Source organism: Roseovarius atlanticus, from assembly GCF_019802205.1.
Lineage (GTDB): Bacteria > Pseudomonadota > Alphaproteobacteria > Rhodobacterales > Rhodobacteraceae > Roseovarius > Roseovarius atlanticus_A.
Genome location: NZ_JAHVHQ010000003.1, coordinates 75912 through 94557 on the forward strand (window position 1 = coordinate 75912; position 18646 = coordinate 94557).

Genomic DNA, 18646 nt, shown 5'->3' on the forward strand with positions numbered 1-18646 from the left:
CATGAGGATCTGTAGAATTGCGTAAATTGCCGTCGTTGAACGCGCTTCGCACCTTCGAGGTGGCGGCGCGCACGTTGAGTTTTTCTCTGGCTGCCGAAGAATTGAGCGTCACCCAGGCGGCGGTGTCGCGCCAGATACGTGTGCTTGAGGAAGACCTGGGCGTGAAACTGTTTCGCAGGCTGACCCGGGCGGTGGAGTTAACCGAGGAAGGCGAGACGCTGTACCCGGTTTTGCGTGACGCATTCTATCAGATTGAGCGTGCGACCGCGCGAATCTGGGGAAACAAGGGTACGGGGATACTCACGATATCGGTTCTGCCGACCTTCGCCGTCAAATGGCTGATTCCGCGTCTGATGCATTTCTCTGACCTGCATCCGCAGATCGAGGTGCATCTGGTGAATTCGATCAAGCCGGTCGACTTCGAGCGCGAGGAGATCGACCTTGCCATCCGGGTCGGGACGCCGGGCATCCTCGAGCATGTCGAAGACAAGCCGCGGATCGACCTTACGATGACCCGAAGTTGGGAGGGGCTGGAAGCGAGCGAGATCATGGTGGATGAGTTGGTGATGGTGGCCTCGCCGGGCTACATCGAGGCCCGCGGGCGCGTCGAAACGGTGGAAGACCTTCAGGATGTCACCCTTCTGCACACCGCGACCCGCCCGAATGCCTGGAAGGATTTCCTGGGGTCTCTGCGTTGGTCGTTCGATACGTCGGGCGGGCTGTCCTACGGGCATTTCTTCATGACGATCCAGGCGGCGATAGATGGGCGGGGGATCGCGGTCGTACCGTACCAGCTTGTCGAGGCGGACCTGCGCAACGGCAGCGTCGAGATCGCGCACCCCGAGAAGGTTGCCAGTGCCGGGAGTTACTATCTAATTGGCCGGAAACGGTCCTGGGATCAGCGCAGGATCAAGATCTTCCGCCAGTGGCTGTTGTCGGAACTCGAGCGAGAGGTTTAACGAGGTGTGGCGTGGCGCCGGGCCTGGAGTTCGTGTTGTTGTCGGCAAAAAAAATTATGAAGCGGTCGGCGATATCGAGATGTCGCCCAATTAATAGGCAGCTGCCGGCGGCCGTGTTCTTTGGCGCGTCTTTTTCTCCTGTCGGTGGGCCATCAGGATGGGCTGCAACAGGATAACTACAAGCGCGACAAAGCTTAAGGCTGCGATCGCGCTGAGGCTTGCAACGATGGTTCTGCTTGCTGCGCGCAACGGTTTCGGGCAACTGAGCAGCCGCTTCTGATCCGGTTGTCGGTGGCCCACGCATGACAAAAACTTTCCTGTAAGCCCAAAAAAGTTGATTGTGCCGATGTGGTCCTTTGCGGAAGTCTGCATGGCACGATGAAACAAGTTGTCGAACGTGCGGTGGCTGAATGATCTCCGGATGATGTCAGGACATGGCCGGACAGGTGAAGCGATATCAATCCTGCTTTCCCGCTGTCATGGCCCTGACCTCGAAGAGGTTCGGAGCATTTCTACCGGCCACGTAGTGTCCTGCTCGTACAAAAGGGTGGAGTGCCAGGCAATACTGTCGTCAGACAAGGAGACCGAAGACCTATGAAAATACTCAAACTCAGTACATTGCTCGCAGCCACCACGGCCGTTGCCGGCCCGACACTTGCGCAGGACGCGCCGGATCTTCCCTGTGATACGGTTCGTGTGGTCGTCGGCTTTCCCCCTGGTGGCGGTTCCGACTACCAGGCGCGCGTCCTCGTGGATGCGGCCAACGAGATCATCGACGGCACCGAGTTGCAGGTGGTCAACATCAGCGGCCAGAGCGGCAACCGCGGAAGCCGCGACGTGGTGGAGTCGGACCCCGATGGCTGCACGATGATGTTCCACCTCGCGGCGATCCTCAGCAGCTATTTCACCGGCCGGGTTCCCTATTCGTGGGAAGCTTTTGAGCCGGTGGCCATGATCAGCCGTGAGCCGGCGACCTATGCTGCGAGCAACAACGACAACTTCACCAACCTTGATGAACTGGCCGCCTTTGCCTCGGAGAACCCGGGCGAAGTGACGGCCGCCGTCAGCATGGGATCAGATTCGCATTTCTTCGCGCTGCAACTTCAGGATGCGCTTGGGGTCGAATTCAACATCGTGGGATATAACGGCGAGGCCGAGCGGGTGACTGCGCTGCTGTCCGACGTGGTGCAACTGGCCCAGGTGACCGAGCAGACCGCGGCTCAGTATTTTGGCAACGAATTGACCGCGCTGGCCTACATGGCCGAAGAACGGTCGCCGCGCCTGCCTGACGTGCCCACGGGGGGCGAACAGGGCTATGATCTCGATCTTGCCGGAACACGAGGTTTCCTGCTGCCAGCGGAGACGCCGGACGAAATCGTGGATTATTACGCTGACGTGTTCCGCCAAGTGCTTGACCGTGAGGACGTCGTTGACGAGTTGGAAAGCAAAGGCATGATCATCGACTACCGCGGCCCTGCCGAGTATCGTGAGTGGTGGCAAGCCACCTCGGACGAGTGGGAAAAATTGGCCAAGAATTTCGGTGTCTATAACCCCCGCGACTAAACGGCCTGACATCCCCGGCGTTGGCGGCGGGTGCCGCGCGCCGGTGATGTTTTTCTGCAAGGAGACTGACGTGAAGCGGGACGTGATACTGGGAGCGGTGACTGGGGCGCTTTGTATCGTCTTTTACCTGGAGACGCTGAAAGTCAACAACCTGGCATTTGCCAAGGTCGGTGCCGATCTGTGGCCTCAGATTGCCATCGGGTGCATTTTCGTGTTGTCCATCGTACAGGTGATCGTCGGTTTCAAAGCGCCGGCGGAGGCACCGGCGGAGGCAGGGGACGGCCTGCTGGAGAAGCTGTTTGCCCCTGTGGTCGTCTTCGGCACCATGATCGCTTTTCCGCTATTGGTGCCGGTGCTAGGCATGACGGTGTCGGGAGCAATCATGGTGCTGACGCTGCTGAGCATACTGGGGCCGAAAACGCCCCTTGCGATGGTGCTGCACGTTACGATCGCGCTTGTCTCCGTGTTCTCCATAACCTTCATTTTCACGCGGATCATGGGCATCGTTCTGCCCGGTTTCGCGCTGTGATACCTAGCTTTTTCGGGATCCTGCAATGCACCATGATCTTCTCGCTGCACTGTTGCAGGTTCTTCAGTTCGACACATTTTTGCTGTTGTGCGCCGGTGTCTTTGGCGGGCTCCTGGTGGGCGCGATCCCGGGCTTTTCCGCCACGATGGCGATCGTCATCATCCTGCCGCTGACCTATTCTCTGGCGACGGCGTCGGGCTTGGCGGTCATGATCGGTGTGGCGATCGGGGGGATTTCCGGAGGGCTGCTTTCGGCGATGCTTATCGGGATACCGGGAACGCCGGCATCGGTGGCCACGACCTTTGACGGGTTACCCCGCGTGAGATCCGGACGGCATGGCGAAGCGCTGGGGCTGGGCATATGGGCCTCCTGCATCGGCGGAGTGCTGAGCGGCATCGCGCTGCTGGTGCTTGCGCCCTATCTGGGCCGGATCGGCCTGGAGATCGGGCCCTGGGGGTATTTCATGATGGTGGTGTTTGCCCTCACCATCACGGCGAGCCTGTCTGGCGAAGCGATGATCAAGGGGCTGATGGCGGCGGCGATCGGCGTGCTTGCCGCCAGCGTCGGCGAAGAGCAGGTCAACGGTACGGCGCGTCTGACCTTCGGCAACGACTCGCTGCTGAGCGGCTTCGACTTTCTGCCTGTCCTGATCGGGGTCTTCGCCTTCAGCCAGTTGCTCAACGACATGCCTACACGGGCGGCGGCGCGTAAATCGGTATCGACCGAGGCCACGCCGAGCTCGATGCGCATCCCCCATCTGTGGGCGATTCGTGAGCTGGGACGCCGCTGGTTCAACGTGCTCCGGTCGAGCGCGATCGGTCTTTTCGTGGGAGTTATCCCGGCCGCGGGTCCATCAATCAGCAATATTCTGGCCTATGCGCAGGCCAAGCGCAGCTCTGACATGCCCGAAGAGTTCGGCAAGGGCCACTCGGACGGCATCATCGCGCCGGAGGCCGCAAACAACGCGACACAGGGTGGCTCCCTGCTGGTGCTGATGGCGCTCGGGATTCCGGGTGACGCGGTCGCAACGGTTCTGCTGGCGGCACTGGTCATCCACGACGTGGCGCCGGGGCCGACATTCATTGCCGAGAATTCGGTCCTCGCCTACACGATCTTCATCGCTTTCATCCTGGCGCATGTTGTCATGGTCGGTTTCCAGCTTCTGGCGCTCCGGGTGTTTGTTCACGCGGTACGGATCCCGCTTTATATCCTGGCCTCCATCGTCCTCTTCTGCTGTGCGCTGGGTGTCTTTGCCGTCAACAACAGCCTTTACGATGTCTGGGTGATGGTAGGCTTCGGTGCGGTGGGCTACCTGATGTCGGTCTATGGTTATCCGATTGCGCCATTCGTATTGGGCGTCGTGCTGGGTGGGCTTGCCGAGGTAAACCTGATCCGGGCGATCACGGTGTCGGGCGACTATACGTTGTTCGTGACACGGCCCTGGTCGCTGCTGTTCCTGGCGCTGACGGTTCTGTCGGTCCTGCTGGTGGTTCTGCGGTATACGCGGCTTTCAAGATTTGCATCCAGCCTGATCCTGTTCGTTCCGATGGCGGTGACCGCCTGGGCGCTGGTTATGATGCCGGGCCTGGTGCGGCCCGCGCTTGCGGTCATCGTCGCCGTCTCCGCGATCCTGCTGGTGGTCCGGGCCAAGCGCGGAAAACCCGTCGTGCCGCCGGAGATCCCTTCCTGACGTGAGGCAGTAAAGGCCCCCCGTGCCGGTGGTCTGTTGTGCAGGGGGAGGGGGCGCGTCGGCATGGAGCTGAAATGGCTGGAAGATTTCCTCAGTATCGCTGCGACGCGGAGCTTTTCCACGTCGGCGGCGGAGCGGAACGTCACGCAATCGGCCTTCAGCCGTCGCATTCGGTCGCTGGAAATCTGGCTGGGCAGCGACCTGCTGGACAGGTCGACCTACCCTGTGAGGCTGACCGAGGATGGGCGGATCTTTCACGAGGCGGCCGAGGAAATCGTCCGGTTGATCCATGCAAGCCGTGCCGATCTGCGCGGGCAAGTTGCCGCGATGTCGGCACCGACGACAATCGCGCTGACCGCGCTGCACAGCCTGACGCTGACGTTCCTGCCGCACTGGGTCACCGAGATGCGCGAGCGGCTGGGCAACGTCGCGACCCGCGTGTTGCCCGAGAACCACGCGCTTTGCCTGGAGGCCCTGACCGAGGGCGGGTACGATTTCATGCTGACCTACCATCACGGCAGCGTGCCGTTCCCGCTGGATCCTGTGCGGTATCCGCATCTTGCGGTCGGGCGCGACTGCCTGACCGGCGTGGCGAACCCGCTGTATTTCTCGCCGTCGGAGCGCCGGGGAGCTTGGCCGCTGTTACAGTATTCACGCGGCTCCTTTCTAGGGCTGCTGAGTTCAGTGGCACGGGAAAAGCCGGGGGCACCGGAAACATATGTGGCACATATTAACGAAAACTCGCTGGCGGAGTCGCTGAAGTTCATGGTGCTGGAAGGGCATGGCATCGCCTGGCTGCCTGAGGCGCTTGTTGCCGGGGAACTGGAGGATGGGCGTCTTGTCCGGGTGGCCCCGGCGATGCCGATGGAAATCCGTTTGTACCGCAATGCTGCGCGGTCACGCCCCGCCGTAGAGAGGATCTGGCGGGCGGCTGGCGGGAAGTATGCAAAAGGGGAATAGACCAGTCCAAATCGGCATTGGTCGGATACGGGGCATTCCGATACCCCAGTCGGCAAGACCCGGATTCACGCCAATCTCACGCCGGGCTCAGTCGTTCATGCGCAGGCCACGGACCGCGCCAGTTACAGGTACCTTCCAGATGCAAGACCAAGGCTCGATCCGTCCCGCCATGCGAACAGAACACGACATGATAGGCGACCGCGAGGTTCCCGCGGCGGCATACTGGGGTATTCACAGTCTCAGAGCTGTCGAGAATTTTCCGATCACCGGACGTACGATTGCCGACATGCCAGACCTGATCCGGGCGCTGGCGGCCATCAAGCTGGCCGCGGCACGCACGAATGGGGAGCTTGGCCTGTTGCCGCCGAGGGTTGCCGGCGCCATCGCGGAGGCGGCGCGGGAAATCTACAATGGGGCGTTGCACAATGCATTCGTCATCGACCCGATCCAAGGTGGGGCCGGCACGTCCACGAACATGAACGCCAACGAGGTCATCGCCAACCGTGCGCTCGAACTTCTGGGCGAGGCGCGGGGCAATTACCGGGTCGTGCATCCGAACGAGCATGTCAATTTGGGCCAGTCCACCAACGACGTTTATCCCACGGGCCTCAAGCTGGCGGCGTGGTCCGGGGTGCAGAGGCTTTGGGCGGCGATGGATGAGCTGCGAATTGCCTTCGCCGCGCGGCAGGCAGATTTCGCCGACGTGCTGAAGATGGGGCGGACCCAGCTTCAGGATGCAGTGCCGATGACGCTGGGCCGGGAGTTCGGTGCGTTCGCGCGGATGCTGTCCGAAGACCAGGAGCGCCTGTCCGAAGCGGCAGAGCTGATCTGCGAGATCAATCTGGGCGGGACGGCGATCGGGACCGGCATCGCTTCTCATGTCCGGTTTGGGCCCATGGTGCGGGAAAACCTGGCCGAAATCACCGGGGTTCCGCTGGTGACGGCCCATGACCTGGTCGAGGCTACGCAGGATTGCGGCGCTTTCGTGCAGCTTTCCGGGGTGCTGAAGCGGATCGCTGTGAAGCTGTCGAAGGTCTGCAATGATTTGCGCTTGTTGTCGTCCGGGCCGCGTGCGGGATTCAACGAGATCAACCTGCCCGCGCGGCAGGCCGGATCGTCGATCATGCCGGGCAAGGTGAACCCGGTGATCCCGGAGGTGGTGAATCAGGTCGCTTTCAAAGTGGTCGGCAACGACGTCACGGTCACGATGGCGGCCGAGGCGGGGCAATTGCAGTTGAACGCCTTCGAGCCGGTGATTTTCCACGCCATCCACAGCAGCCTGTCGCAGCTGACAGCCGCATGCAAGACGCTGGAAAAGAACTGTGTGGCGGGGATCACGGCCAACCGAGACCTGCTTAAAAAACAGGTGGAAAATTCCACCGGCATTGTCACCGCGCTGAATCCGGTCATCGGATACCATGCCGCAACGGAAGTTGCGGTGGAGGCGCATCTGAGCGGGCGGCGTGTTGGCGACGTCGTGCTGGAACGGGGCCTCATGACGAAGGCGGAGCTGGATTTCGCGTTGCGCGTCGAGGCCTTGACGGCCCCGAGCCAGGTCACGCCGGACTAAGAGGGGCGCGCCTCGCCCGTGCCTCCACCGCCGCTAGCCGTTCAGCATACATCACCATGCCCGAGAAATTCTCCACCCGGTAGATCTGATGGCGGGCTGCTCTCATATCCGGTCGCTCCGTTTCATTGATGCAGGCCCCAGACGACGCTGGCGGCGGTCTGCAAGCGGATGGAATTCTTCACGGCTGGGTCAGGTATACCCGTGAATCCAGCTTTTCCGAGCCACCCCGCGTGTTTCCTCGGTGACATCACCATTACACTGTATTCCAGGGGCTGACTGGAGCCGGAATTGCATAAACCGACCCGGCGCACGGTTTCGGAGCCTTGTCGACGTTGTGATCATCGCGACGAGGGAACCTCTGCCGGCCTCTCACGGTACCGAACACCGGATGGGGTGAAGAACGCAAGAATAGCCCTGCCGACGCCGACAAAGCGCAATCAGGCCTGCGCGGGATAACAAATGTTGCGGGAACCTTGGGGCGCGCCCGCTGCTTCCTGTCACAGCGCTGCCCCCGACGGCGGCCCGCCTCAGAAGGAACCAGACCATGTCACGAGCCGATGGGCGAAGCGCCTTTCTCGGACTGATGGCGCTTGCCATATTGCTGCCGACACTGGCTGTTTCTGTGGTCGCGCTGGCCGTGCTGGTCCAGGCCATTCTCGGCGCGCTCAACCTTCATGCCGGGCTGGGCCTGAAGCGCCGACTGGCCGATGCGGCGTCGCGGCCGGTGAGGGCGGGGCGGCTGCACTTTTCCGTGCACCTGGCGACTCATGACGAACCTCCCGCCCTTGTTGCACGCACATTGCGTGCCTTCGCATCACAGGTTGGGGCGCCGGAGTTCGAGGTCATCGTGCTGGACAACAATACCGCCGATCCGGCGCTCTGGCGCCCGATCGAGACGCTGTGCGAGGAACTTGGGCCCGCGTTCCGCTTCTACCATGAAGAGGGCGTCACAGGCGCCAAGGCGGGTGCGCTCAATATCGCGCTTGCGCGGACGGATCCCGCGGCGACGCATGTCGTCATCGTCGATGCGGATTACGAGGTCACGCCGGATTTCCTTGCCATCGCGGTCGAGGAGCTGCAGCGCGGCGGTGACGACTTCATCCAGTTCCCGCAGGCCTATCGCGGCGATGAGGGTGCCGCGCAAGGGCTTTCGCTCGAACTGGCGGACTACTTCCTGCGCCACGCGCGGCACGCGGACGTGGCGGGGGCGATGCTGTTGACCGGGACGCTCAGCGTGATCCGCCGGGAAGCATTCGAAACCGCCGGGGGCTGGAGCGGCCAGACCATCACCGAGGATGCGGAGCTTGGCCTGCGCCTGCACCGCCTGGGCTATCGCGGGCGGTTCGTGGACCGGATCGTCGGACGCGGCCTGCTGCCTCTCGATCTTGGCGGTCTCAGCTTGCAGCGGTATCGCTGGGCGGCGGGCAACATGGACACGGCCCGCGGCGGTCTGGGCGGCCTGCCGGCGCGCACGGCGCTGAAGATATTCGCGCAGCTTACCGCCTGGGCGAACCTTGCGCTGCCCTGCGCCGCCGGGCTGATCGGCGGCGGGGTCGCGCTTGCCCTCGGTCACCAGCCTGACGCGAGCCGCCTTCTGGTGAGCCTGTCAGGGATCGGACTGGCACTGGTCTACCTGTCGGCCTGCCTGCCCATGATCATCGGCATGATTGCGCGCGCGCGTCTGCCTTTGGGGGTGTGTCTTGCCGCACTGGCCTCCCGGATCGCGATGATCCTTCCGTCGGCGCTGGGAACGATGGATGCCCTCATGGGCCGATCCGGCGGTTTTAAGCGCACCGCGAAGGACGTGACCCAGGCCACCGATGCCGTCGGGCCGATGCTGCCAGCGCTTGTCTTGTGCGCGGTTGCCCTGCTGGCCGTCCCGCAACTGCCGTCCGCTGCCATCCTTGGGGCCGTGCTTGTGGCGCTGCCCTATCCGCTGGCGCTCGCCACGCGTCGCCGTCTGGTGGCGTACCGCACCGCCCTTCGTCCTGCCTGAGGAGAGACACCGATGACCCCCAGCGTCACGATCATCATCCCGACCTACAATCGCGCCCACATGCTGCCGCAGGCCATCGAGGCGGCGCTGGGGCAGTCGCATGCCCAGACCACGGTGATGGTCGTCGATGACGGATCGCAAGACGAGACCGGGGCGATCCTGAGCCGATACGCCGATCACCCGCGTTTCGTCGGCGTCAGCCTTGCCGGCAACGTCGGGACCGCGCAGGCGAAGAACGTGGGCATCGCGCTGAGCACGACTGACGCCATCACCTTCCACGATTCCGATGACCTGCCACACCGCGACAAGGTCATGCGGCAGGCGCGCGTGCTCGGGAACGAAACCATCGGTGCGCATCCTTCGCTCAACTGGCGCCTGTCGGGCCGAGAGCCTGAGACGCCCATCCAGGTGGGTGGCGTGCTGACCCATCATGAACTCATCCTGCCGGATGGCGAGCGGGTCGAGATCCGCCGCAGCCTCAGCCTGGTCGACGATTTCTTTCCGAACCTGCAGATGGCCGCCGGGGTGCCGGGGGACTGGACGCATGTGAATTCCGGCCTGTTCCATCGGTCGGTCTTTGACCGGCTGGGCGGCTTCCTGGACTGTATCGAGGAGGACCGCGAATTCCGCAACCGGCTGATCATGGCGGGTGAGGTGCTCTGGGTCATTCCCGAGATCCTGTTGACCAAGATCGAGTCACCGGACGGGTTAACCCAGGCGGGTGCGACGGATTACGACAGCCCGCGGCGCGTTGCGGACCGCCAGCGCGTCTGGGATGCGGTGGGCCGCTGGTTCGCAACGCGCAAGGTCGATCCGGTTCCGATCGATCTGTCCGGCGTAAGGATACGGTCCTGCACCAGGCCGGATCTCTGCAACCGCCAATCGCTCGCCCGGGTGACGGCGCTTCGGGACCGGGTGGCATGAGCGGCGGCATCACCTTTGTCGACACGCTCGCGCCGCGCGCCTACAGCGGGATACGAGGTCAATTGACCGGGCTTGGCGGCACCGAGGCGACAGTGGTGCGCATCGCACAAAGCCTTTCCCCCCGGATCCGCATCATCGTCCGCCAGTCCGCGCGGCAGGGGCCGGACGCCCTGTCCGGCGGCGTCCGGTATGGCCGGTGCGACATCGGGCGCCCGCTGCCCGAAGCGCCGCGCGTGATTGTCGTGGTCAACTCTTGGAAAATTGCGCCCAAGATGGCGCGCATGCATCCCGACGCGCGGGTCATCGTCTGGCAGCATGTCTTTCCCGGCCGTCACAACCGGGCGCTGGCCCCGGCCTTGCACGCATCCGGGGTGGAGGTGATATGCGTCTCGGCCGCCCATGCCGAATGGTTGCGCCGGTTCCTTGGGACAGGTGCGCCGTCGATCGGCCATATACACAACCCGATCGACGACGATCTTGTCCCCGACGACACGCCCCGCGACCGCGACCTGATGCTGTTCGCCTCGTCGCCCCACAAGGGGCTTGGCCAGGTGTTCCGCCGGTTCGAGACACTGAAGCAACGTGTCCCGTCGCTGCGACTCGTCGTGGCCGATCCCGGCTACCTCAGCTGGCCGACCGGGCCGGTCCCGGCCGGGGTGATCCCGCTCGGGAGGCTCGAAAAGCCCAAGCTGATCAGATGGATGCGCCGGTCGCTGTGCCTGTTCTATCCGCAGGACCAATTTGCCGAGACCTTCGGGCTGGTCATTGCAGAGGCCAATGCCGTCGGCTGTCCGGCGCTTTTGCAGCGCGGCCTTGGCGCGAATGACGAGGTGGCCTCGGATCCCGGACAGTGCATCGACAGCGGCGACCCCGACGCGGTCGCCGGCCGGATCGCCGACTGGCGCAACGCCATCGGGCGGCGCCCCCTTGCCACCGCACGGGCCGAATTCCGGCTTTCCCACGTGGCCGACCAGTGGGCAGCGCTGCTGAACGCCGACGTGGCGGACCGGCCCCGCCTTCACGCAATGCAGGATTGAACACGAAAGGACTTCCCATGAAAGACGACAGTGATATCCGCAAAGGCAACGGCGGCGAGACCCATCAGGTCGCGGACGACAGCCACGAGACCATGACGACGCAGGTCGGCACCCCGATCTCGGACGACCAGAACACGCTCAAGGTCGGGCAGCGCGGACCGCACCTGATCGAAGACCAGGTCTTCCGCGAGAAGATCTTTCATTTCGACCACGAGCGTATTCCGGAGCGGGTCGTCCACGCCCGGGGCTATGGCGCCCACGGCACCTTCGAACTGACCGAGGACCTTTCTGACCTCACCCGCGCCAGAGTGCTTACCGAGGTGGGCGAGAAGACGGAGGTCTTCGTGCGCTTCTCCACCGTCGCCGGCAACAAGGGATCCCCCGACCTTGCCCGTGACGTGCGCGGCTTTGCGGTGAAATTCTATACCAAGGAGGGCAACTGGGACCTCGTCGGCAACAACATCCCCGTCTTCTTCATCCAGGACGCGATGAAGTTTCCGGACCTGATCCATGCCGCCAAGCAGGAGCCCGACCGCGGCTTTCCGCAAGCGCAGACGGCGCATGACAATTTCTGGGACTTCATTTCGCTGATGCCGGAAGCCATGCACATGGCGCTTTGGATCATGTCCGACCGGACCATCCCGCGTTCTTTCCGCTTCATGGAAGGGTTTGGTGTGCATACCTTCCGGCTGGTCAACGCCGAGGGCACGTCGCGTTTCGTCAAGTTCCACTGGAAGCCCCGGCTGGGCATGCAATCCGTTCTCTGGGACGAGGCGGTCAAGATAAACGGCGCAGACCCGGACTTTCACCGCCGCGACCTTTGGGACGCGATCCAGAAGGGCGATTACCCCCAGTGGGATCTGGGCCTTCAGGTCTTTGACGAGGATTTCGCCGACAGCTTCGATTTCGACGTGCTGGACGCCACCAAGCTGATCCCGGAGGAATTGGTCCCGGTGCGCAGCGTCGGTACGCTGACGCTGAACCGCATGGTCGACAACTTCTTTGCGGAGACCGAGCAGGTCGCCTTTCAGACCGGCAACATCGTGCCCGGTATCGACCATTCCAACGACCCGTTGCTGCAAGGCCGGAACTTTTCCTACCTCGATACGCAACTCAAGCGGCTTGGCGGGCCGAACTTCAACCACATTCCGGTCAACGCGCCGAAATGCCCGTTTGCCCACCTGCAACAGGACGGCCACATGGCGATGCACAATCCGAAGGGCCGGGTGAATTACGAGCCGAACAGCTTTGGCGAGGGCCCGCGCGAGGACCCCGACAGGGGGTTCACCTCTTACCCCGCCGAGGAGGCGGGGCCGAAGCAACGCGTGCGGTCCGAGACCTTTGCCGACCATTACAGTCAGGCGCGCCAGTTCTACCTTAGCCAGACGGATGTCGAGAAGGACCACATCGCCGATGCCTTCGTCTTCGAGCTTTCGAAGGTCGGGCGCGTGTCGATCCGCCAACGCATGGTCGGCCACCTGATGGGCATCGACGACGATCTGGCCAAGACGGTCGCCGACGGGCTGGGACTTGCCGAGATGCCGGCGCCCGCCGCGCCCGCGCGCAAGGTGGTCGAGACCGAGCCGTCACCCGCGCTCAGCATCCTCGCCAACCCGCCCGAAAGCTTTGCGGGTCGCAAGCCGGGCGTACTCCTCACCGATGGCATTGACGGCGGGGCCTTTGACGCGCTGAAAAAGGCTGCCGAAGCGGAAGGCGCGCAGGTCACGGTCGTGGCCGAGAAGGTCGGCGGTGTGACCACAGCGCGCGGCAAGACCATCGAGGCGGACGAAAAGCTGGATGGCGCGCCGTCTGTCCTGTTCGACGCGGTGGCGATCCTCGCGTCCGAGGACGGCGCGGCCAGGCTGGCGGGCCTGCACGGCGCGCGCGTATTCCTGGCGGACGCCTTTGCGCACAAGAAGTTCATCGCCCTGACGGCCGAGGCGAAATCCGCCCTCTGGTCGGCCGCGGTGCCGGAGGAGGTCGACGCGGGCGTCTTCGTCCTTGACGGCGGGCCCGAGGACTTCATCGACGCCTGCAAGAAGCTGCGCTTCTGGGAGCGGGCGGCGTGAGCCGCCGGCCTCTTGCCGCGGGCAGCCTTGCGTTCGGCCCGCAGACGCATTGGCCTGCGGCGATCACGGTCCCGGCCCGAAACGAGGCGGAGCGGATCGTGCCCTGCCTCGAGGCCGCGCGCATGGCCTTGCAGGGCCGTGGTGGGATCGTGGTGGTCGTCAACGGGTCGGACGACGCGACCTTTCCCCGCGCCCAAGACTGGTTCGCGGCCACGGGCACGGCGGGGCTGCTGATGGAACTGGCCGAGACCCCGCCGGGGGGTGTCGGGGCAGCGCGGCGGCAGGCCGTCGCCGCCGCAGCATCCCGGCTTGCCCGCGACGGCGTGGTGCTCACCACCGATGCCGACAGCCGGGTGTTTCCCGACTGGCTGGACGCCAACCTGTCGGAGCTGACGCAGGCCGACCTGATTTGCGGCTCCGTCTTCCCGGATGCCGACGAGTTCGCGCAATTGCCCCGGATCATCTCGCAGCGCGGCGCCGCCGAGGGCGAGTATGTCGCACTGACCCTCGCGCTTCGTGCGCTGATCGACCCTCTGGCGCACGATCCCGCCCCGTGCGGGCTGGGTGCCGCGGGCGCCAGCCTTGCGTTCCGGATGCCGCTTTATACCGATACCGGCGGGATCCCGGCGCTGTCGGGCAACGAGGACCGCGCCTTTGCCGCGCTCGCGGAGGACCGTGGCTGGCGGTTGCGGCACAGCCAGAAGGTGCGCGTCACGACCTCTTGTCGACTGGACGGACGTGCGCCGGGTGGCATGGCCGAGGCCTTGGCGCGGCGTATTTCCGACCCCGATCCGCTGGTGGACAGCGCGCTCGAACCTGCCGACCGGACGGTGCAGCGTTTGCGCCTGCGACAGGCGCGGCGTGTCGGCGTGGTCCGGTACGGCGCGGACTCGCTGCAGGTGGCGCGGATCGACAGGCAATTGGCCGGGTTGGACCGCATCCGGATGCGACTGTCGGACGTGGAGCGCGAATTGCCCCTTCTGGCCGCGGCGGTCTGCGCAGAGCGGGCGAACACGGAAAGGCTGACGGCATGAGAAAAGCCCCCGCAATATCAATGCAGCCGCTGACCGAAGCCGACGCCCTGAAGGCCGTCGCGGATGTTGCGCTGAAGGCCGATGCAGGCCTCTGCGATCTGTCGGGCGACATGCGCCGCCTGGCGGCATCCGGCATCCTGGCCCGGCTCTGCGCATTCGAGGGAGACCCACGGGAAACACGCGAGCAGGCCACATTGCTGCGCCGGATTGGCCGCGCCAGCCTGTCGGTTGGACGCCTGGCCGAAGGGCATATGAACGCCCTTAAACTGGTCAGCCTCTACGGCACGCCCGAGCAGGTGCGGCGCCACACCAATCTTGCATGGAACGGGGCGATCTATGGCGTATGGGGGGCCGACGCCGACCCGCCGGTGAGGGTCATGTCGGAACTTGACGGGCGGCTCCGCATGGCCGGGGGCAAGCGCTTTGCCTCGGGTCTGGGGACGGTCAGCCATGCCGTGGTGACGGCCAAGCATGTCGATGGCCTGCGCCTTGCCATCGCGGAGGTCCGGGACCCCGGACGCGCAGATGCCGCCGCGTGGGACACCTCCGGCATGCGGGCGACGGCCTCGGGCAGTTACGATTTCAACGGTGTCACGGCAGAGGCCCTCGGGGCTGCGGATGATTACCTGCGCGAGCCGCATTTCCAGGGTGGTGTCTGGCGTTATGCCGCCGTGCAGACCGGAGGGCTGGAGGCCCTGGCCGAGGAGGTTCGTCGCGCCGTCAGCGGGATGGACGCGCCGGGCGAGGCTCAACTGCATCGCCTTGCCCGGATTGCCAGCCTGGCCCATCGTGCACGGCTGATCGTCGAGGATGCTGCTCTCCGGGTCGAGGCGTCCGGCGCGGGGGCGGAGGCCGTGGCGCTGAGCCTCGCGGCGCGAGAGGAGGTCGAGGCGGCCTGCCTCGAAGGTATCGCGCTGGCTGACCGCGCCCTCGGCACCCGGTCTTTCGTCAAAGGTCAGCGGGCGGAGCTGGTCCGCCGCGACCTCGGGTTCTTCCTGCGGCAGGCGGACCTAGACGGAAAGCTGCGGCAGGTCGGCGCGGCGCTGTGCGCGGCCGAGGCCCCGATCGGAGAGGTCTGGGAAGGATGATGACCTTCACCGGGATTGTCGCACAGGCCGAAGACGCGCCCCATGTCCAGCTGGCGGACCTGACCGGAGCCGGTGACGTGCTGGTCCTGGCACCCCACCCCGATGATGAATCGCTCGCGATGGGAGGGGCCATCGCGGCGGCCTCTGCCGCCGGCCACCGCGTTCACGTAGCGGTCGTTACAGACGGAGCATTGTCGCATCCCAAGTCCAGGGCCTATCCCGCCGCCGCACTGGCAGCCTTGCGCAAGACGGAGGTCGAGACGGCGGTCCGGATCCTTACCGACGAACGCGAGACGCCGATCTGGCTGGGGTATCCCGATCAGGGCATGCGGGATGATCCCGTGTTGTTTTCCGAAGTCGAGACGCGGTTGCCTTGCCGTCTCGAACGCGTCACGGCAATCTGGACCACGTGGAACGGCGATCCGCACAGCGACCATCAGCACGTGTGGCGGCTTGCCCGCTGGATGGCGGGCCGGCTGGACTGCGCGATGTTCGCCTGCCCGGTCTGGGGCAGGGTACAGCCTGCCGTGGCCGGGGCGTCCAGCGTCGGCCTCCGGCGTTTTCGAACGACAGCGTTCCACGACCTCAAGGCGCGCGCCGTGGCCGCCCATGTGTCCCAGATGACCGGGCTTATCGACGACGACCCGGACGGCTTTCGGATGCCGCAGGACCTCGCCACGCATTTTGTCGTGGCCGATGAGATCTTTATCCCAGCATGAGCCGCGACGCCGCCTCCTTCGACCGTCTCTACCGCGAGACAGCCGACCCCTGGGATTATGAGACCAGCCCATATGAGGCAGAGAAATATGCCCGCTGCCTCGCCCTTTTGCCGCCGCGCCGGTTCGGCCGCGCCCTGGAAGTCGGCTGCTCGATCGGGGTGATGAGCGAAGCGATCGCGCGTCGCTGCGACAGCCTGCTCGGGATCGATTTCGCGCCCACGGCCGTCGAAAGGGCCCGCACAAGGCGTATCCCGGGCGCCCGGTTCGAGGTGGCCGAGGTGCCCGAGGGTTGGCCGGAGGGGCATTGGGACCTGATCGTCCTGTCGGAAGTTCTGTACTATCTCTCCTCCACCGGGCTGGACGAGGTCCTTTGCCGGGTTGTCGACAACCTCGCGCCCGATGGCGTGTGCCTTGTCGCGGGCTACCTCGGCCCGACGGAAACGACGCTGAGCGCGCGGGAGGTCGAAACACGTCTGCTGGCCGCGCTTTCGGCCGACCGGCCGGATCATGACATCCGCCGCGATTCAGGAACCAGCTGGATCGCGGCGGCCTTCGTCTGCAACGGCGCTCACTCTGCAAGTGGATAGAGGTAGGATGGATCGAAATGCGCCAGGTGATGCAGGAGCGCCCTGTCGTGGATCTCGGCATGTCCGTCCCGGATCGTGCAGGCTCCGCTCTCGCGGAGCTCCCTGCAGACGCGACTGACATGGACCGGGGAAAGACCGGCGATTTCGGCCAGATCGGTCTGCAGTAGGGGTAGGGGCAGGCGGTCGCCGGTGATCTGTCCCGCCTCCTGAAGTCGCAGATCCATCTCGCTCACGAAATCGGCCACGGACGCCAATGCGCGCAACCGGCTTGAGCGGAAGACCCAGTGCCGGTGGATCGAGGCGTCGATCATGGTCAACCCCCACAGTTGCCGTGCATAGCTGGAGGACCGATCAATGATCTGGTCCAACGCAGCATGGGGGAAGATCGCGATCCGCGCGTCCGTCAAGGCACCGATATCGTGATCCAGGCGTTTCAGGGGCAAGGCGTGCAGGTCGACGAAATCCCCCGGCACATTGATGGAAACGATCGCACTCTGCGGCTCGCCCCTTTGCGAGGCCCGGATGTAGCGCGCCATCAGCCCGTCCAGGAGCAGCGCACTGACATCGAGCCTGTCGCCCGCCCTGGACAGCATTTCGCGTGCGTCAAGCACCCGTATCCCGGAACAGGCGGCACGCAACAAGTGCCAGAGTTCCGGCTCCAGCCGCCGCACAACGCCTTGACGGTATTGTTCCTTCAAGGCGCTTTCGCCGCCTTTTGAGGCTGTCGTCACAATCGAACGTTCCGGCCTGCCAAACCGTTCGCCTTTCATTCATCGCCTCCTGCACGGCAGTCGATCCATCAAGGAACCAGCGGTGCTGGACCTTGGGTCACACAATGCAGGTTGAACGCGCCTGCGAGCACACTGTTCCCTTCCGGTTCGGACACCCCGCAAACGCGAAGCGCGTCCTATCCGGAGGGTGGAGAAAAACACCCCTGAGAAGATGCGAAAGCCACGAAATCACGTGCTTCGAAGCGTCGTACCGAAAGTACTGACGTCATTGGCGATCCCGCGAGGACTCGAACCCCGAACCTGCTGATTAGAAGTCAGCTGCTCTATCCAGTTGAGCTACGGGACCGCTTGGCGAAAGCCTTACCCAAGCGCGGATGCGAATTCAAAGGCGAAATCACGCGAAGGGGTCCTCGGGGTAGCCGACGCCCGCAAGATAGAGGCCTTGTGGCGGGCAAACCGGGCCGCAGGCGGCGCGGTCGCGGGCCTCGAGCGCCGCTTTCACCTGGTCCGGTGCCCAGGCCCCGGCGCCGACGCGCTCCAGCGTGCCGACGATGCTGCGCACCTGGTTGTGCAGGAAAGACCTTGCGCGCAGGCGGAACTGGATCTCGCGCCCGCCGAGGCCTTCGACCTGCGAGATGGCGATCTCGTCCATTGTTTTCACGGGGCTTTTCGCCTGGCAGATGGTCGAGCGGAAGGTCGTGAAGTCGTGGTGGCCCACAAGGTGGGCCGCGCCTTGGCGCATGGCCTCGACGTCCAGCGCGTTCTGCACGCGCCAGACCAGCCCCTTGTCATGGGTGGCCGGGGCGCGGCGGACCAGCAGGCGAAAGAGATAGCGACGCTCGATGGCGGAAAAGCGCGCGTGCCAGTCGTCGGCGACCTGCGCACAGTCGAGGATCGCAACGGGCAGGGGTTTCAGGTGATAGTTCAACGCCTCGGACAGGCGGAACGGGTCCCAGTCCTTGGCCATGTCGCATTGCGCGACCTGTGCCAGCCCGTGCACCCCCGCATCGGTGCGACCCGCCGCCGCAATCGTGTGCGGGCCGGGTTCCAGCCGCGCCAGCGCATCCTCGATCGCGCCTTGCACCGAAGGCTGATCGGCCTGTCGCTGCCAGCCGGCGAAGGGCGCGCCGTGATATTCGACTTTCAATGCATAGCGGGGCATGAAAAGGCCTTAGCGTGGCCGGGGGCGG

Annotated in this window: 16 protein-coding genes and 1 tRNA gene; 14 read left to right on the forward strand and 3 right to left on the reverse strand. The window is 64.6% G+C overall.

Annotation, left to right across the window (positions count from 1 at the left end; genetic code table 11):
• The first annotated feature begins 17 nt into the window (after positions 1 to 17).
• The 14 genes from gcvA to KUV49_RS06280 all read left to right on the forward strand — a co-directional run bounded on the left by gcvA (position 18) and on the right by KUV49_RS06280 (position 16725).
• Positions 18 to 959, forward strand: a complete 942-nt coding sequence (gene gcvA / locus KUV49_RS06215; RefSeq protein ID WP_222449191.1) for a transcriptional regulator GcvA — start codon at positions 18 to 20, stop codon at positions 957 to 959.
• Positions 960 to 1553: 594 nt separating this feature from the next.
• Positions 1554 to 2522, forward strand: a complete 969-nt coding sequence (locus tag KUV49_RS06220) for a Bug family tripartite tricarboxylate transporter substrate binding protein (protein WP_222449192.1) — start codon at positions 1554 to 1556, stop codon at positions 2520 to 2522.
• A 70-nt stretch (positions 2523 to 2592) separates the two neighbouring features.
• The gene (locus tag KUV49_RS06225; RefSeq protein WP_222449193.1) at positions 2593 to 3051 is read left to right on the forward strand and encodes a tripartite tricarboxylate transporter TctB family protein; all 459 of its coding nucleotides are present in this window, start codon (positions 2593 to 2595) and stop codon (positions 3049 to 3051) included.
• A gap of 25 nt (positions 3052 to 3076) precedes the next feature.
• Positions 3077 to 4741, forward strand: a complete 1665-nt coding sequence (locus KUV49_RS06230; RefSeq protein WP_222449194.1) for a tripartite tricarboxylate transporter permease — start codon at positions 3077 to 3079, stop codon at positions 4739 to 4741.
• Positions 4742 to 4804: 63 nt separating this feature from the next.
• Positions 4805 to 5701, forward strand: a complete 897-nt coding sequence (locus KUV49_RS06235) for a LysR substrate-binding domain-containing protein (protein WP_222449195.1) — start codon at positions 4805 to 4807, stop codon at positions 5699 to 5701.
• Between the two features lie 139 nt (positions 5702 to 5840).
• A complete protein-coding gene (locus KUV49_RS06240; protein WP_261391063.1) occupies positions 5841 to 7271 on the forward strand; it encodes an aspartate ammonia-lyase in 1431 nt (476 codons plus the stop codon).
• Positions 7272 to 7815: 544 nt separating this feature from the next.
• Entirely contained in the window at positions 7816 to 9267 is a 1452-nt protein-coding gene (locus tag KUV49_RS06245; RefSeq protein ID WP_222449196.1) for a glycosyltransferase family 2 protein, read from the forward strand.
• Between the two features lie 12 nt (positions 9268 to 9279).
• Positions 9280 to 10191, forward strand: a complete 912-nt coding sequence (locus KUV49_RS06250) for a glycosyltransferase family 2 protein (RefSeq protein ID WP_222449197.1) — start codon at positions 9280 to 9282, stop codon at positions 10189 to 10191.
• Positions 10188 to 11228, forward strand: coding sequence for a glycosyltransferase family 4 protein (locus KUV49_RS06255; protein ID WP_222449198.1), 1041 nt, complete (start codon positions 10188 to 10190; stop codon positions 11226 to 11228). The genes KUV49_RS06250 and KUV49_RS06255 overlap by 4 nt, the downstream gene beginning before the upstream one ends.
• 17 nt (positions 11229 to 11245) lie before the next feature.
• Positions 11246 to 13297, forward strand: a complete 2052-nt coding sequence (locus KUV49_RS06260) for a catalase (RefSeq protein ID WP_222449199.1) — start codon at positions 11246 to 11248, stop codon at positions 13295 to 13297.
• Positions 13294 to 14331, forward strand: coding sequence for a glycosyltransferase (locus KUV49_RS06265; protein WP_222449200.1), 1038 nt, complete (start codon positions 13294 to 13296; stop codon positions 14329 to 14331). The genes KUV49_RS06260 and KUV49_RS06265 overlap by 4 nt, the downstream gene beginning before the upstream one ends.
• Before the next feature lie 20 nt (positions 14332 to 14351).
• Positions 14352 to 15419, forward strand: a complete 1068-nt coding sequence (locus KUV49_RS06270) for an acyl-CoA dehydrogenase family protein (protein WP_222545601.1) — start codon at positions 14352 to 14354, stop codon at positions 15417 to 15419.
• Positions 15416 to 16138 (forward strand): PIG-L deacetylase family protein, encoded by a 723-nt coding sequence (locus KUV49_RS06275; protein ID WP_222449202.1) that lies wholly within the window; start codon positions 15416 to 15418, stop codon positions 16136 to 16138. The genes KUV49_RS06270 and KUV49_RS06275 overlap by 4 nt, the downstream gene beginning before the upstream one ends.
• The gene (locus KUV49_RS06280) at positions 16135 to 16725 is read left to right on the forward strand and encodes a class I SAM-dependent DNA methyltransferase (RefSeq protein ID WP_222449203.1); all 591 of its coding nucleotides are present in this window, start codon (positions 16135 to 16137) and stop codon (positions 16723 to 16725) included. Before KUV49_RS06275 ends, KUV49_RS06280 begins: the two co-directional genes overlap by 4 nt.
• On the opposite strand, the gene KUV49_RS06285 is transcribed toward KUV49_RS06280, so the two are convergent.
• The 3 genes from KUV49_RS06285 to truA form a co-directional block, all read right to left on the reverse strand.
• A complete protein-coding gene (locus KUV49_RS06285) occupies positions 16707 to 17423 on the reverse strand; it encodes a Crp/Fnr family transcriptional regulator (protein WP_222449204.1) in 717 nt (238 codons plus the stop codon). The genes KUV49_RS06280 and KUV49_RS06285 overlap by 19 nt on opposite strands.
• Positions 17424 to 17725: 302 nt before the next feature.
• A tRNA-Arg gene (locus KUV49_RS06290) sits at positions 17726 to 17802 on the reverse strand.
• 48 nt (positions 17803 to 17850) lie between these two features.
• Entirely contained in the window at positions 17851 to 18618 is a 768-nt protein-coding gene (gene truA, locus KUV49_RS06295) for a tRNA pseudouridine(38-40) synthase TruA (protein WP_222449205.1), read from the reverse strand.
• Between the last annotated feature and the right edge of the window lie 28 nt (positions 18619 to 18646).

Bases quoted from the DNA above. Each gene is read 5' to 3' on its own strand.
- KUV49_RS06220 (WP_222449192.1), top strand. From the start codon at position 1,554: ATGAAAATACTCAAACTCAGTACATTGCTCGCAGCCACCACGGCCGTT.
- KUV49_RS06230 (WP_222449194.1), top strand. From the start codon at position 3,077: ATGCACCATGATCTTCTCGCTGCACTGTTGCAGGTTCTTCAGTTCGAC.
- KUV49_RS06235 (WP_222449195.1), top strand. From the start codon at position 4,805: ATGGAGCTGAAATGGCTGGAAGATTTCCTCAGTATCGCTGCGACGCGG.
- KUV49_RS06240 (WP_261391063.1), top strand. From the start codon at position 5,841: ATGCAAGACCAAGGCTCGATCCGTCCCGCCATGCGAACAGAACACGAC.
- KUV49_RS06245 (WP_222449196.1), top strand. From the start codon at position 7,816: ATGTCACGAGCCGATGGGCGAAGCGCCTTTCTCGGACTGATGGCGCTT.
- KUV49_RS06250 (WP_222449197.1), top strand. From the start codon at position 9,280: ATGACCCCCAGCGTCACGATCATCATCCCGACCTACAATCGCGCCCAC.
- KUV49_RS06255 (WP_222449198.1), top strand. From the start codon at position 10,188: ATGAGCGGCGGCATCACCTTTGTCGACACGCTCGCGCCGCGCGCCTAC.
- KUV49_RS06260 (WP_222449199.1), top strand. From the start codon at position 11,246: ATGAAAGACGACAGTGATATCCGCAAAGGCAACGGCGGCGAGACCCAT.
- KUV49_RS06270 (WP_222545601.1), top strand. From the start codon at position 14,352: ATGCAGCCGCTGACCGAAGCCGACGCCCTGAAGGCCGTCGCGGATGTT.
- KUV49_RS06275 (WP_222449202.1), top strand. From the start codon at position 15,416: ATGATGACCTTCACCGGGATTGTCGCACAGGCCGAAGACGCGCCCCAT.
- KUV49_RS06280 (WP_222449203.1), top strand. From the start codon at position 16,135: ATGAGCCGCGACGCCGCCTCCTTCGACCGTCTCTACCGCGAGACAGCC.
- truA (WP_222449205.1), bottom strand. From the start codon at position 18,618: ATGCCCCGCTATGCATTGAAAGTCGAATATCACGGCGCGCCCTTCGCC.